15 protein-coding genes are annotated in these 13,273 nt (G+C 69.9%); 14 read left to right on the top strand and 1 reads right to left on the bottom strand.

From position 1 onward, the window contains the following. Position 1 precedes the first annotated feature (1 nt). Positions 2-1,288 carry an efflux RND transporter periplasmic adaptor subunit gene (locus E5843_RS07150; RefSeq protein WP_136412259.1) on the bottom strand — a complete coding sequence of 429 codons (1,287 nt, stop codon included), beginning with the start codon at positions 1,286-1,288 and terminating at the stop codon, positions 2-4. Between the two features lie 247 nt (positions 1,289-1,535). On the opposite strand from E5843_RS07150, the gene E5843_RS07145 reads away from it, so the two are divergent. From E5843_RS07145 to E5843_RS07080, 14 genes are all read left to right on the top strand, one after another. Next, a complete protein-coding gene (locus tag E5843_RS07145) occupies positions 1,536-2,018 on the top strand; it encodes a flagellar basal body-associated FliL family protein (RefSeq protein WP_134673346.1) in 483 nt (160 codons plus the stop codon). 11 nt (positions 2,019-2,029) lie between these two features. Further along, entirely contained in the window at positions 2,030-3,043 is a 1,014-nt protein-coding gene (gene fliM, locus E5843_RS07140; protein ID WP_134673345.1) for a flagellar motor switch protein FliM, read from the top strand. Then, positions 3,040-3,384, top strand: coding sequence for a flagellar motor switch protein FliN (gene fliN, locus E5843_RS07135; RefSeq protein WP_134673344.1), 345 nt, complete (start codon positions 3,040-3,042; stop codon positions 3,382-3,384). The genes fliM and fliN overlap by 4 nt, the downstream gene beginning before the upstream one ends. Positions 3,385-3,575: 191 nt before the next feature. Further along, entirely contained in the window at positions 3,576-3,938 is a 363-nt protein-coding gene (gene fliO / locus E5843_RS07130; protein WP_136413064.1) for a flagellar biosynthetic protein FliO, read from the top strand. A gap of 1 nt (position 3,939) precedes the next feature. Further along, complete coding sequence (fliP, locus tag E5843_RS07125) at positions 3,940-4,704, top strand: flagellar type III secretion system pore protein FliP (RefSeq protein WP_136412258.1); 765 nt, start codon at positions 3,940-3,942, stop codon at positions 4,702-4,704. Between the two features lie 3 nt (positions 4,705-4,707). Continuing rightward, entirely contained in the window at positions 4,708-4,977 is a 270-nt protein-coding gene (locus E5843_RS07120; RefSeq protein WP_129135824.1) for a flagellar biosynthetic protein FliQ, read from the top strand. Positions 4,978-4,987: 10 nt separating this feature from the next. After that, entirely contained in the window at positions 4,988-5,785 is a 798-nt protein-coding gene (gene fliR, locus E5843_RS07115) for a flagellar biosynthetic protein FliR (protein ID WP_136412257.1), read from the top strand. Positions 5,786-5,884: 99 nt separating this feature from the next. After that, entirely contained in the window at positions 5,885-7,024 is a 1,140-nt protein-coding gene (gene flhB, locus E5843_RS07110) for a flagellar biosynthesis protein FlhB (RefSeq protein ID WP_141065843.1), read from the top strand. Then, positions 7,021-9,105, top strand: a complete 2,085-nt coding sequence (gene flhA / locus E5843_RS07105; protein WP_141065842.1) for a flagellar biosynthesis protein FlhA — start codon at positions 7,021-7,023, stop codon at positions 9,103-9,105. Before flhB ends, flhA begins: the two co-directional genes overlap by 4 nt. A gap of 37 nt (positions 9,106-9,142) precedes the next feature. Beyond that, positions 9,143-10,639: a flagellar biosynthesis GTPase FlhF gene (gene flhF, locus E5843_RS07100; protein ID WP_136412256.1), complete on the top strand. Its 1,497-nt coding sequence runs from the start codon at positions 9,143-9,145 to the stop codon at positions 10,637-10,639. After that, positions 10,626-11,495, top strand: a complete 870-nt coding sequence (locus E5843_RS07095) for a P-loop NTPase (protein WP_134673338.1) — start codon at positions 10,626-10,628, stop codon at positions 11,493-11,495. Before flhF ends, E5843_RS07095 begins: the two co-directional genes overlap by 14 nt. Further along, a complete protein-coding gene (locus E5843_RS07090; RefSeq protein WP_134673337.1) occupies positions 11,492-12,244 on the top strand; it encodes an RNA polymerase sigma factor FliA in 753 nt (250 codons plus the stop codon). The genes E5843_RS07095 and E5843_RS07090 overlap by 4 nt, the downstream gene beginning before the upstream one ends. Before the next feature lie 28 nt (positions 12,245-12,272). Further along, positions 12,273-12,665 (top strand): chemotaxis response regulator CheY, encoded by a 393-nt coding sequence (cheY, locus tag E5843_RS07085; RefSeq protein WP_166432714.1) that lies wholly within the window; start codon positions 12,273-12,275, stop codon positions 12,663-12,665. Then, a complete protein-coding gene (locus E5843_RS07080) occupies positions 12,662-13,270 on the top strand; it encodes a protein phosphatase CheZ (protein ID WP_134673336.1) in 609 nt (202 codons plus the stop codon). The genes cheY and E5843_RS07080 overlap by 4 nt, the downstream gene beginning before the upstream one ends. The last annotated feature ends 3 nt before the right edge of the window (positions 13,271-13,273 follow it).

Here is a 13,273-nt window from a genome sequence, read left to right as displayed (position 1 = left end):
CTTACTGCCGCGGGGCGGCAGTGTCGGCGGCCTGCCCGGCCGCGTCGGGGTGCGCGGGTGCCGCCGCGTCGGTGGCACTGCCGGTCGCCTGACCGGCTGCATCGACGGCGTCGCCGCCGGCATTGGGGGCCATCGCGGCCGGAGCCGGCGCGGCGACAGGCGCCGCGGCGACTTCGCTGACCTCCACCGGCATGCCCGGCTGGATCTTCTGCAGGCCCTCGACGATGACCCGGTCGCCGGCGACCAGGCCGCTTTCGACCAGCCAGCGGTCGCCGACGGTGCGGCTGACCTGCACCGGGCGCTGCTCCACCACGCCCTCGGCATTGACCACCAGCGCGCTGGTGTTGCCCTTGGGGTCGCGGCTGATGCCCTGCTGCGGCGCGAGGATGGCGTTCTGGCGTACGCCGCTGCCGATCACGGCGCGTACGTACATGCCGGGCATCAGCACGTGGTCGGGGTTGTCCACCAGCACCCGCAGGCCGAAGCTGCCGGTGGCCGGATCGACGCTGACCTCGGAGAACGCCAGCCGGCCCTCGTGCGCGAACGGGGTGCCGTCGTCGAGCAGGATCGTCACCGGCATTTCCGCGCCGCTTTCCAGCGTGCCCTTGGCGAGTTCCCGGCGCAGCTGCAGCAGTTCGCTGGCGGACTGGGTGAGATCGACGTGGATGGGATCGAGCTGCTGCACGGTCGCCAGCGGCGCCGCCTGGTTGGCGGTGACCAGCGCGCCCTGGGTGACCGAGGACTTCCCGATGCGGCCGTCGATCGGCGCGGTGATGCGGGCATGGCCGAGGGTTACGTTGGCGGCGTCGAGCGCAGCGCGCATGGCGCCCACGTCGGCCTCCGCCTGGCGCAGCGCGGCGGTGGCGTTCTCGTCGTCCTGGCGGCTCACCGCCTGCACGCTCGAGAGTTCGCTGATGCGCGCGGCCGTGAGCCGCGCCGCGGTCACGGTCGCCTGGGCGCGCGCCAGCTGTGCACGTGCACTGTTGGCGGCGGCGCGGTAGCTGGCGTCGTCGATCTGGTACAGCGGCTCGCCCGCCTTGACCAGGCTGCCCTCGGTGAACAGCCGCTGCTTGACGATGCCGTTGACCTGCGGCCGCACTTCGGCCACCAGGAACGCATTGGTCCGACCGGGCAGCTCGCGGGTCAGGGTCACGGTCTGCGGCTGCAGCGTGACCACCGACACCTGGGCGGGCGGTGCCTGGTCCTGGTGCTCGCTGCCGCTGCAGGCGGCCAGGGCAACGCCCAGGAACAAGGGAATGAACGCCAGGCGGCGGGACGGTTTGCGCATGGGAGAGGCCTGATCGGAAAAAGGAAACCGCCGGGGGTGGGTCCCGGCGGCTGCGAAAGAATGAACGATCATTCGCTTTTCGTCAAAGGGTGGGAGCGGCCGCCCCACACCTTCATTCAGGTTGGCGCTGCGGTTGGGGTTGATTCCGATGCCGGTGCGCCGGCGCGGCACCGCGACGACGGAATCCCGACGCGGCAACGGCACGGCGATTGCATGTGCATGCTCGAATCCACACCGGTAACGCCACGTGGCTGTCGCTGCAGACCCTTCCCGCAAGAAGTCCTCGTCCTCTTCGCATCGCATCACCCTGGTGATCGTTGCCGTCGTCGCCCTGCTCGGCCTGGCCGGCGCCGGCTTCTGGTATTTCACCGCCCAGGGCGGCAAGGGCGATGCGGCCAAGCCGCCTGCGCCCGCGCAGTACTCGCCGATGTCGCCGCCGTTCGTGGTCAACCTCGACGAGACCCCGATGGGCCCGCGCTACCTGCAGGTGGAGGTGCAGCTGGTGACCCGCGACCCGCTGGCCACCCAGGAGCTCAACCGCCACGAGCCCGCGCTGCGTGCCCGGTTGCTGATGCTCTTCGCCCAGCAGACCTACGAAGGCGTCGCCACCCGCGAGGGCAAGGAGGCCCTGCGTGCGCAGGCGCTGGAAGAAGTGCAGACGCTGATGACCGAGGAAACCGGCGCGCCACAGGCCGAAGCGCTGCTGTTCACCAGCTTCGTCACCCAGTAAGGCATCCGCCCATGAGCACCCACGACCTGCTGTCCCAGGACGAGATCGACGCCCTGCTCCACGGCGTCGATTCCGGCGTGGTCGACACCGAGCCGGCGCCCGATCCCGGCGTGGCCCGCACCTACGACTTCGCCAGCCAGGACCGCATCATCCGCGGCCGCATGCCGACCATGGAGATGGTCAACGAGCGCTTCGTGCGGCTGTGGCGGATCGGCCTGTTCAACCTGATCCGCCGTTCCGCCGACCTTTCGGTGCGCGGCATCGAACTGGTCAAGTTCGGCGACTACCTGCACCAGCTCTACGTGCCGACCAACCTCAACCTGATCAAGTTCAAGCCGCTGCGCGGCACCGGCCTGATCGTGTTCGAGCCGAAGCTGGTGTTCTCGGTGGTCGACAACTTCTTCGGTGGCGACGGCCGCTACCCCACCCGCATCGAGGGCCGCGAATTCACCGCGACCGAGATGCGGGTGATCCAGCTGATGCTGAAGCAGACCTTCGCCGACATGGCCGAGGCCTGGGCACCGGTGCTGGATGTGGAGTGCGAGTACATCAACTCGGAGATCAACCCGCACTTCGCCAACATCGTCACCCCGCGCGAGTACGTGGTGGTCAGCCGTTTCCATGTCGAACTCGAGGGCGGCGGCGGCGAGATCCACATCACCCTGCCCTATTCGATGCTCGAGCCGATCCGCGAGCTGCTCGACGCCGGCATCCAGAGCGACCGCGTGGACCGCGACGAGAGCTGGAACGTCTCGATGCGCGAACAGCTGATGTCGGCCGAGGTCAGCGTGTCGAGCATCCTCGCGCGCCGCAGCATCGACCTGCGCCAGCTCACCCGGCTCAAGGTCGGCGACATCATCCCGATCGACCTGCCGGCCGAAGTGCCGATCTGCATCGAGAACATCCCGGTCTTCACCGGCCGTTTCGGCAGCGCCAACGGCAACAACGTGGTGAAGATCACCCAGACCCATCCGCCCGGTGCGCAGCCGCAGCGCCGGACCGACCCCCAGGACATGCCCGCATGAACACCCAGGACACCGTCTTCCCCACCGCCGAGCCGGCCCGCTTCGACGACCTGCGCGCCGACAGCGCCGACGATGCGGCCGACCTCAACCTCGACGTCATCCTCGACGTGCCAGTGGCGCTGTCGCTGGAAGTCGGCCGCACGCGCATGCCGATCCGCAACCTGCTGCAGCTCAATCGCGGCTCGGTGATCGAACTCGAGCGCGGTGCCGGCGAGCCGCTCGACGTCTACGTCAACGGCACGCTGATCGCGCATGGCGAAGTCGTGGTGATCAACGACCGTTTCGGCGTGCGCCTGACCGACGTGGTCAGCCCCAGCGAACGGATCCGGAGACTGCGTTGATCGTCGCCGGCAGCCTCGGCATCGTGCAGGCCAGCGCACAGGCCACCACGATCGCAACCACCGCGGCTGCGGTGGCTCCGGCTGCGGTGACTCCGGCCGCGGTCGTCGATGACGTGGCGGCGTCCGGCACCGCGAGCAGGCCGGTGGCTTCGCAGCAGCTGCGTGCAGAGGTCGCCACGCCGGCGAAACCCATGGCGATCGGTGCGCATGCGCCGCAGGCACCCGGCCTTGGCGGCGCGGTGATCGCGCTGCTGCTGGTGATCGGGCTGATCCTGGGCCTGGCGTGGGTGCTCAAGCGCCTGCCCGGCAGCGGCTTCCGCCAGGCCGAGAGCCTGCGCGTGGTCGCCAGCATTCCGCTCGGCGCACGCGAACGCGCCGCGGTGGTGCAGGTCGGCGGCGAGCAGCTGCTGGTCGGCATCGGTGCCGGCGGCGTGCGCACCCTGCACGTACTGCCCGAACACCTGCCCGAGGCGGCGCCAGCCCAGCTGCCGTCGTTCAAGCAGCTTCCCGATTTCAAGCAACTGCTCGCGCAACGCCTGCGCAAGGACTCCTGACATGTCGTCCCGCTTGCTGCGCCGCTTCGTGGCGCTGGTGGCCATCGCCTGCCTGCTCTTGCCATCGCTGGCGTGGGCGGCACCGCAGCTGCCGTCGCTTCCGGGGGTGACCGTCGGCCAGATCGGCGATGCACCGGTGAGCCTGCCGCTGCAGACGCTGCTGCTGATGACGGCGATCACGCTGATCCCGTCGATGCTGCTGGTGCTGACCGCGTTCACCCGGATCATCGTGGTGCTGGCGCTGCTGCGGCAGGCGATGGGCACCGGGCAGACGCCGTCCAACCAGGTGCTGGTGGGGCTGGCGCTGTTCCTGACCGCACTGGTGATGACGCCGGTGTGGGAAGCCGCGTGGACCAATGGCTTCGGCCCCTGGCTCAACGGCGAGCTCGAGTTCCGCGCCGCCTGGGACCTGGGCAGCGCGCCGCTGCGCGCCTTCATGCTGGCGCAGGTGCGCGAGACCGACCTGATGACGTTTGCCGGCCTCGCCGGACACAGCACCTACGCCGGGCCGGAAGAGGTGCCGTTCCAGGTGCTGGTGGCCTCGTTCGTCACCAGCGAACTCAAGACCGCGTTCGAGATCGGCTTCCTGGTGTTCATCCCCTTCATCATCATCGACCTGGTCGTGGCCAGCGTGCTGATGTCGATGGGCATGATGATGCTGTCGCCGATGCTGGTGTCGGCACCGTTCAAGATCCTGCTGTTCGTGCTGGTCGATGGCTGGGTGCTGACGGTGGGCACGCTGGCCGCCAGTTTCAACGCGGTCTGAGCCATGACCCCCGAACTCGCCCTCACCGAACTGCGCCTGGGCCTGCAGGTGGCGTTGTGGGTCGGCGGCCCGCTGCTGGTCACCGTGCTGATCGTCGGCGTGGTGGTCGGCGTGGTGCAGGCGGCCACCCAGATCAACGAGCCGACCATCGCCTTCGTCGCCAAGGCGGCGGCGCTGACCGCGGCCCTGTTCGCACTCGGTGCCTTCCTGCTGAGCTACCTGGTCGATTACACGATCACCCTGTTCCACCGCATCCCGCACCTGATCGGCTGAACACGCGCTGATGGACGCCGCCACCCAGATGGCGATCGACGGCCAGCAGGCCTTCGGCATGATCGGCACCCTGATGTGGACCGCGCTGCGCGTGGGTGCACTGCTGATGGCGATGCCGCTGATCGGCACCCGTGCGATCCCGGCGCGGATCCGGGTGATGGTGGCGCTGGCGATCAGCCTCGCACTGGCACCGCTGCTGCCGGCGCCGCCCGCATACACCGGCTTCGATGCGGCCACCGTGCTGTCGATCGCGCGCGAGCTGGCGGTGGGCGCGGCGATGGGCTTCATGCTGCGGCTGGTGTTCGAGGCCGGCGCGCTGGCCGGCGAGCTGATCTCGCAGGGCACCGGCCTGTCGTTCGCGCAGATGTCGGATCCGTTGCGCGGGGTGAACTCGGGCGTAATCGGCCAATGGTTCTACCTCGCGTTCGGGCTGCTGTTCTTCGCCGCCAACGGCCATCTGGCGATGGTGGCGCTGCTGGTGCACAGCTACGAGGCGCTGCCGATCGGCACGGCCCTGCCCGACGTGCGCGCCACGCTGTCGGTGGCGCCGGAATTCTTCGCCGTGGTGCTGCGCGGCGCGGTCAGCCTGGCGTTGCCGGTGATGGTGGCGATGCTGGCGGTGAACCTCGCCTTCGGCGTGCTGTCGCGCGCCGCACCCGCGCTCAACCCGATCCAGCTGGGCCTGCCGATCTCGGTACTGGTGGGCCTGTTCCTGATCGCGATGCTGGCCGGCGAACTCGGCCCGCCGGTGCAACGTCTCTACGACGCCGCGTTCGATGCGGCGGGGCGCGTTCCGACCGGGGGATAAGCCAACTCGCGGGTTGCGCTGATGCGTCCACGTTCCGCCCTCACCGCTTCGCGGCACGCGCCTTGCACTGCTCCAGGCAGGTAACAGCGGCCGTGACTGATGGCGGAAAACGAAGACGGTCAGGAAAAGACCGAACAGCCCAGTGAAAAACGGCTGCGCGAGGCCCGGGAGAAAGGCAATGTCCCGCGCTCGCGCGAGCTGTCGACGGTGGCGGTGTTCGGTGCCGGCGTGGCCGCGCTGCTGGCCATGGGCGGCGGCTTCGCCGCGCGCGCACTCGACTGGATGCGCGTCGCGCTGACCCCTGACCTCGCGCTGCTGGAATCGCCGCACCTGCTGTTCGGCCATGCGGCGATGCTGATGCTGGGCTTCCTGTGGATCCTGGCGCCGCTGCTGCTGGTCACGCTGCTGGCCTGCTTCATCGCACCGGCGGTGATGGGTGGCTTCAACTTCGCCACCAAGGGCCTGGTGCCCGACCTCAAGAAGCTCGATCCGATGGCCGGGCTCAAGCGCATCTATGGCCCCGAAGGCTTCGCCGAACTGCTGAAGTCGCTGCTGCGCGTGGCGCTGGTCGGTGGCGCGGCGACGCTGTTCCTGTTGCCGAGCCTCAACCGGCTGCGGTCGATGCTCAACCAGCCGCTCGAGGACGCCGCCCGCGGCGGGCTGCAGTTCGCGCTGTGGATGCTGATGGCGACCGCCGGCGCGCTGCTGCTGCTGGCACTGATGGATGCGCCCTACCAGAAGTGGAACTGGCGGCGGAAGCTGATGATGACGCGGCAGGAACTGCGCGAGGAGATGAAGGAGTCGGAAGGTCGCCCCGAGGTCAAGGGCCGCATCCGCCAGCTGCAGCAGGAGATGTCGCAGCGCCGGATGATGGAGGACGTGCCGACCGCCGACGTGATCGTGGTCAACCCGACCCACTACGCGGTGGCGCTGAAGTACGAGGGCGGCAACATGCGCGCGCCGAAGGTCGTCGCCAAGGGCGTCGACGAACTGGCCCTGCGCATCCGCGAAGTCGGCGAGAAGCACCGCGTCGCGCTGGTGTCGGCGCCGCCACTGGCACGGGTCTTGTATCGGGAGGCGGAGATCGGCCAGGAAATCCCGGTGAAACTCTACGCTGCCGTTGCCCAGGTGCTCTCCTACGTCTACCAGTTGCGCAACTGGCGGGCCGGCACGCCGCAGCCGCAGCTTGCCGACATCGACGTCGACGAGGCTGACGGCGCACGCGAAGCCCCGCGATGAGCGCCGCATTGATGCAGCCGGGCCCGAAGCGCATCTTCGACATGCTGCGCAATGGCCTTGGCGCGCCGCTGGTGGTGCTGGCGCTGCTGGCGATGGTGGTGGTGCCGCTGCCGCCGACCATCCTCGACATCCTCTTCAGCTTCAACATCGCGATCTCGCTGGTGGTGCTGCTGGCGGTGATCTACGTGCAGCGCCCGCTGGACTTCAGCATCTTCCCGATCGTGCTGCTGATCACCACGATGCTGCGCCTTGCGCTCAACGTGGCCTCCACCCGCGTGATCCTGCTGCACGGCCAGAACGGCCCCGACGCGGCCGGCAAGGTGATCGAATCGTTCGGCGAGTTCGTGGTGGGCGGCAACTTCGCGGTCGGCATCGTCGCCTTCGCGATCCTCACCATCATCAACTTCATGGTCATCACCAAGGGCGCCGGGCGCGTGTCGGAAGTGACCGCGCGCTTCATCCTCGATGCCATGCCCGGCAAGCAGATGGCGATCGACGCCGACCTCAATGCCGGCCTGCTGACCCGCGAGGAAGCCAAGGCGCGTCGCGAGGAAGTGCGCCAGGAAGCCGACTTCTACGGCGCGATGGACGGCGCCAGCAAGTTCATCCGCGGCGATGCCATCGCCGGCATCCTGATCCTGTTCGTCACCGTGATCGGCGGCCTGGCGATCGGCGTGCTCCAGCACGGCATGCCGGCCGGCGAAGCGGCCGCCACCTACACCCTGCTGTCGATCGGCGATGGCCTGGTGTCGCAGATCCCGGCCCTGCTGGTGTCGTCCGCGGTCGCGCTGCTGGTGACCCGTGCCTCGCGCTCGCAGGACATGGGCGGCGCCGTCACCGGCCAGGTGTTCGGCCAGCACAAGGCGCTGACTATCGCCGCCGCGATCCTGCTGGTCGTCGGCCTCGTGCCGGGCATGCCGAACCTGGCCTTCCTGAGCCTCGCCGCGCTGGTGGGCTACGGGGCCTGGTACATGCGCAAGCGCGAGGCGGAAGCCGCGATCGCCGCCGCCAATCCCGATCCCGCCCTGCCCTCGCCCGAACAGGCCGCCACCGCCGAACTCGGCTGGGACGACCTGCGCCCGGTCGATCCGCTCGGGCTGGAAGTCGGCTACCGGCTCATCCCGCTGGTCGACAAGGCCCAGGGCGGCGAACTGATGGCGCGGATCAAGGCCGTGCGTCGCAAGCTCACCCAGGACATCGGCTTCCTGATCCCGCCGGTGCATATCCGCGACAACCTCGAACTCGCACCCACCGCCTACCGCCTGCTGGTGCACGGCGTGCCGGTGGCGACCGCCGACATCCACCCCGACCGCCTGCTGGCACTGGACCCGGGCGGCACCCTGCATCCGATCGAGGGCATCCCCGGCAAGGACCCGGCGTTCGGGCTCGACGCGCTGTGGATCCTGCCGCTGCAGCGTGCCCAGGCCGAAGCCGCCGGCTACACCGTGGTCGATCCCGCCACCGTGGTCGCCACCCACCTCTCGCACCTGGTGCGAGAGCAGGCACCGGAACTGCTGGGCCACGAGGAAGTGCAGCAATTGCTGGCGACGCTTGCGCGCAGCACGCCGAAACTCGCCGAGGACCTGACCCCGAAGTCGCTGCCGCTGTCGGTGGTGGTGCGCGTGCTGCAGAACCTGCTGATCGAGCGCATCCCGGTGCGCCAGCTGCGGCGCATCGCCGAGTCGCTGGTCGAGCACGCCGCGCACACCCAGGACCCCACCCAGCTCACCGCCGCGGTGCGCACCGCGCTGGGCCGCTTCATCGTCCAGGAGATCGCCGGGCCGGCCACCGAACTGCCGGTGTACACGCTGGCGCCGACGCTGGAACGCGTCTTGCAGGACTCCGCACAGGGCGCCGGTGCCGCACTGGAACCGGGCCTCGCCGAACGCCTGCAGCAGAGCCTCGCCGATTGCGCGGGCCAGCAGGAGGCCAGGAACGAACCGGCCGTGGTGCTGGTGCCCAGCCAGGTGCGCGCCGCGCTGGCGCGCCTGGTCCGCCACAGCGTGCCCGGGTTGTCGGTGCTGGCCTACACGGAAGTCCCCGAAGACCGGCGCCTGAAGCTGGTGGGCACGATCAGTTGAACAACGCGTCACCCCTTTCGAACCACGGGCAACAGTCATGAACATCCGCCGCTTCGTCGCCGCCGACATGCGCACCGCACTGCAGATGGTGCGCGACGCCCATGGTCCCGATGCCGTGATCCTCTCCAACCGCCGCACCGACGAGGGCGTGGAGATCGTGGCGGCCAGCAACTACGACGAAGCCTGCCTGCAGCGCGCCCTCGAGGCGCAGCCGCGCCCGCCGGCCGAAGCACCGGCACCTGCGGTGGTCGCGCCGGAACGGCCGCTCGCGCCGGCAGAACGCTGGTTGCGTGAACTCGCGCCCGCCACGACGACCGCGCCGGTCACGGGCACCTCCACCCCCGCGCCGGTGGCGCCAGCGCCAGCGGTCGCCGCCATGGCGGCACCGGCCACACCGCGTGCCACGCCGCGCCGGGCCGCAGCTGCGGTCGCCGAACCCACGTCAGCCGCCAGGGCCCGCGACGCAGGCGACGAATTCGACGGCCCCGCCTTCGCCGAACTGCTGGCGCGCACGCGTCCGCCGGTGGCCCCGGTCGACGACCGCCCAGCCCCTGCACCCGAGCCGCCGGCGCCGGTGCTCGCCGCAGTCCCGACGCCGCCGGCGCCCGCCAGCGACGGCGAACTGGCGCGCATGCGCGACGAACTGGCGCAGATGCGCACCATGATCGAGCGCGAGATGGCCCGCCTCACCGACGAACGCCTGCGCGGCTCGCCGGTGCGCGCACAGATGATGGACCTGCTGGAGGACTACGGCTTCGATGCCGGCATCACCCGCGACGTGGTGCTGCAGATCCCCGCCGACACCCCTGAACACCGCGCCCGCGGGCTGATGCTGGGCCTGATCTCGCGCAAGCTGCCGATCTGCCCGGTCGATCCGCTGCACGAGGCCGGGGTGATCGCCCTGGTCGGTCCCACCGGCGCCGGCAAGACCACCACGATCGCCAAGCTGGCCGCGCTGTACGCCGCCCAGTACCAGCCGCGCGACGTCGCGCTGGTGACCACCGACACCGCGCGCATCGGTGGCCGCGAACAGCTGCACAGCTACGGCCGCCAGCTCGGCATCGCCGTGCACGAGGCCGACAGCGAGGCCAGCCTGCTGCAGCTGCTGCAGAAACTGCAGGACTACCGGCTGGTGCTGGTGGACACCGCGGGCCTGAGCCAGCGCGACCGCGCACTGGCCGGCCAGCTCAACTGGCTGCGCGCCGCGCGCCAGGTCCGCACGTTGCTGGTGTTGCCGGCCAACACCCACTTCGCCGACCTCGACGAAGTGGTGCGCCGCTTCGAGCACGCGCGCCCGCAGGGCGTGGTGCTGACCAAGCTCGACGAGACCAGCCGCCTCGGCAGCGCGCTGTCGGTGGTGGTCGACCACCAGCTGCCGCTGACCTGGACCACCGACGGCCAGCGCATCCCGGAAGACCTGAGCCGGGCCAATGCCGCCCATCTGGTGCTTCGCCTTGAAGATCTCCGCCGCGATGCCGATAAGCCCATGGCATCCGAGCATTCCGCCCCGGAGCACACCCATGCTGTCGCCTGAGACCCTGCCGCCGATGTCCGTCGCCGTCCCGCCCGCACTCCAGCCCGTGCGCACCCTCGCCGTCACCGGTGGCAAGGGCGGCGTGGGCAAGACCAACGTGTCGGCGAACCTGGCGATCGCGCTATCGGAGCTCGGCAAGCGCACGCTGCTGCTGGATGCCGACCTCGGCCTGGCCAATGTCGACGTGCTGCTGGGGCTCTCGCCGCGCCACACGCTGGCCGACCTCGTCGCCGGGCGCTGCAGCCTCGACGAGGTGATCCTGGAAGGCCCGTCGGGGGTGATGATCGTCCCCGCCGCCTCCGGCCGCCGGCACATGGCCGAACTCCGTCCCGCCGAACACGCAGGCCTGGTCAACGTCTTCAACGATCTGCAGCGCGACCTCGACATGCTGGTGGTCGATACCGCTGCCGGGATCACCGATTCGGTGCTCACCTTCTGCCAGGCCGCGCAGGACACGCTGGTCGTGGTCTGCGACGAGCCGGCCTCGATCACCGACGCCTATGCGCTGATCAAGGTGCTCGCGCGCGAGCGTGGCGTCGGCCAGGTACAGGTGGTCGCCAACATGGTGCGCAGCCCGCAGGAAGGCCGCGGCCTGTACGAGAAACTGTCGCGCGTGTGCGAGCGCTTCATCGGTGACGTGTCGCTGAACTATCTCGGCGCGGTGCCGCAGTGCGAGTGGCTGCGGATGTCGGTGCAGCGCCAGCAGGCCGTGGTGCGCGCCTATCCGGCGAGCCCGTCGGCGCGTGCGCTGACCGAGATCGCCCGCCGCACCGCCCGCTGGCAGGCGCCGACCGCGCCGCGCGGCCATGTCGAGTTCTTCGTCGAGCGGATGCTGCGCCAGGGAGTGCCGGCATGAGCATGGCCGCCCGCCACTACCAGGACATCCAGCGCAGCAACGCGCCCGATCCCATCGTCCAGCACGCCGAACTGGTGCGCCGTATCGCCCATCACCTGGCGGCGCGGCTGCCGGCCAGCGTGGAGATCGACGACCTCGTCCAGGCCGGCATGATCGGCCTGCTCGAGGCCTCGCGCAGCTATGACGCCGAACAGGGCGCGTCGTTCGAGACCTATGCCTCGATCCGCATCCGCGGTTCGATGATCGACGAGATCCGCCGCGGCGACTGGGTGCCGCGTTCCGTGCACCGCCGCGCACGCGAAGCCGCTGCAGCGATCCGCGCGATCGAGCAGGCCAGTGGCCGCGCCGCGGCCGCACAGGAAGTCGCCGACAAACTCGGGCTGCCGCTGGCCGACTACATGCGCCTGCTGGAGGACGCCGCGCGCGGCCAGGTGCTGAGCCTGGATTCGCATGTCGAGGACCATGGCGAGGTCGAGCCCGCGCGGCGCGGCGGCCCGACCCCGCAGGACGCGCTGGTGCGCGGCGAGTTCGGCCGCGAACTCGCCGCCGCGATCGGCCTGCTGCCGGAACGCGAGCAGCTGGTGCTGTCGCTGTACTACCAGCAGGAACTCAACCTCAAGGAGATCGGCGCGGTGCTCGGCGTCAGCGAATCACGCGTGTGCCAGATCCATGGCCAGGCGGTGGTGCGGCTGCGCGGGCGCCTGACCGCGTTCGAACTCGCGGACACCGGCATCGGCGACGACGACTGATGCCTACGGTTTTACTGGAGCCCCACTTTTGAACAAGAACATGCGCGTCCTGATCGTCGACGATTTCTCGACGATGCGCCGGATCATCAAGAACCTGCTGACCGACCTCGGCTTCAACAACACCGTCGAGGCCGAGGACGGCCACAGCGCGCTGGCGGTGTTGCGCCAGGACGCGGTCGAGCTGGTGATCACCGACTGGAACATGCCCGGCATGACCGGCATCGAACTGCTGCGCGCGATCCGCGCCGACGCCGCGCTGCGCGCCCTGCCGGTGCTGATGGTGACCGCGGAAGCCAAACGCGAGCAGATCATCGAGGCGGCACAGAACGGGGTGAACGGCTACATCATCAAGCCGTTCACCGCGCAGACCCTCGAGGAGAAGCTCAACAAGGTCTTCGAACGCCTCGGGGGCGGTGCTTGAACACGCCGGTGGTCGACGACATCCCGGTTGCACGCCTGCTGCAGGACGCACTCGACGCGCTCGAACGCGGCGACGAGGACGCCTGGCGCCAGCACGTGGATGCGATCGCCGCATCGCGCACGCATACGCTGGTCAACGGCCTCGGCCGCCTCGCGCGCGAACTCGAACAGGCGCTCGATGCCCTGCCCCCGGCGCCGTCCGGCGGCAACCTCGACGATGCCTGCGCGCGCCTCGACCATGTGGTGGCGATGACCGAAGAGGCCACGCACCGCACGCTCGACCTGATCGACGACAGCCGCGCGCTGGTCGCGCGCCTCAAGGACGGCCCGCTGGACGAGACCCAGGCCGGTACCGTGGAAGCGCTGCGCGACAACCTGCGCGAGATGGCGCTGGCGCAGAGCCACCAGGACCTGGGCGGGCAGATCATCCGCCGCGTCGCCTCGATCGTGCGTGGCGTGCACGAGGGCTTCGGCGAGCTCGGCCTGCCGCCGAAGGACGAGCCGGCCTGCGACGAACGCGGCCATGGCCCGGCCGTGCGCGGGCTGGATGCCGGCACCGTCGGCCAGAGCGACGCCGACGACCTGCTGTCGAACCTGGGCCTCTGACGC

Source organism: Luteimonas yindakuii (assembly GCF_004803715.2).
Lineage (GTDB): Bacteria > Pseudomonadota > Gammaproteobacteria > Xanthomonadales > Xanthomonadaceae > Luteimonas > Luteimonas yindakuii.
Note: the sequence above shows the minus strand (reverse complement) of the source record. Positions and strands in the feature narration are given on the sequence as shown.

Coding starts and splice junctions, on each gene's coding strand:
- E5843_RS07095 (WP_134673338.1), top strand. CDS start 10,626: ATGCTGTCGCCTGAGACCCTGCCGCCGATGTCCGTCGCCGTCCCGCCC.
- fliR (WP_136412257.1), top strand. CDS start 4,988: ATGGACGCCGCCACCCAGATGGCGATCGACGGCCAGCAGGCCTTCGGC.
- fliP (WP_136412258.1), top strand. CDS start 3,940: ATGTCGTCCCGCTTGCTGCGCCGCTTCGTGGCGCTGGTGGCCATCGCC.
- fliO (WP_136413064.1), top strand. CDS start 3,576: ATGGCGATCGGTGCGCATGCGCCGCAGGCACCCGGCCTTGGCGGCGCG.
- E5843_RS07090 (WP_134673337.1), top strand. CDS start 11,492: ATGAGCATGGCCGCCCGCCACTACCAGGACATCCAGCGCAGCAACGCG.
- E5843_RS07150 (WP_136412259.1), bottom strand. CDS start 1,288: ATGCGCAAACCGTCCCGCCGCCTGGCGTTCATTCCCTTGTTCCTGGGC.
- E5843_RS07120 (WP_129135824.1), top strand. CDS start 4,708: ATGACCCCCGAACTCGCCCTCACCGAACTGCGCCTGGGCCTGCAGGTG.
- fliM (WP_134673345.1), top strand. CDS start 2,030: ATGAGCACCCACGACCTGCTGTCCCAGGACGAGATCGACGCCCTGCTC.
- fliN (WP_134673344.1), top strand. CDS start 3,040: ATGAACACCCAGGACACCGTCTTCCCCACCGCCGAGCCGGCCCGCTTC.
- flhF (WP_136412256.1), top strand. CDS start 9,143: ATGAACATCCGCCGCTTCGTCGCCGCCGACATGCGCACCGCACTGCAG.
- flhB (WP_141065843.1), top strand. CDS start 5,885: ATGGCGGAAAACGAAGACGGTCAGGAAAAGACCGAACAGCCCAGTGAA.
- flhA (WP_141065842.1), top strand. CDS start 7,021: ATGAGCGCCGCATTGATGCAGCCGGGCCCGAAGCGCATCTTCGACATG.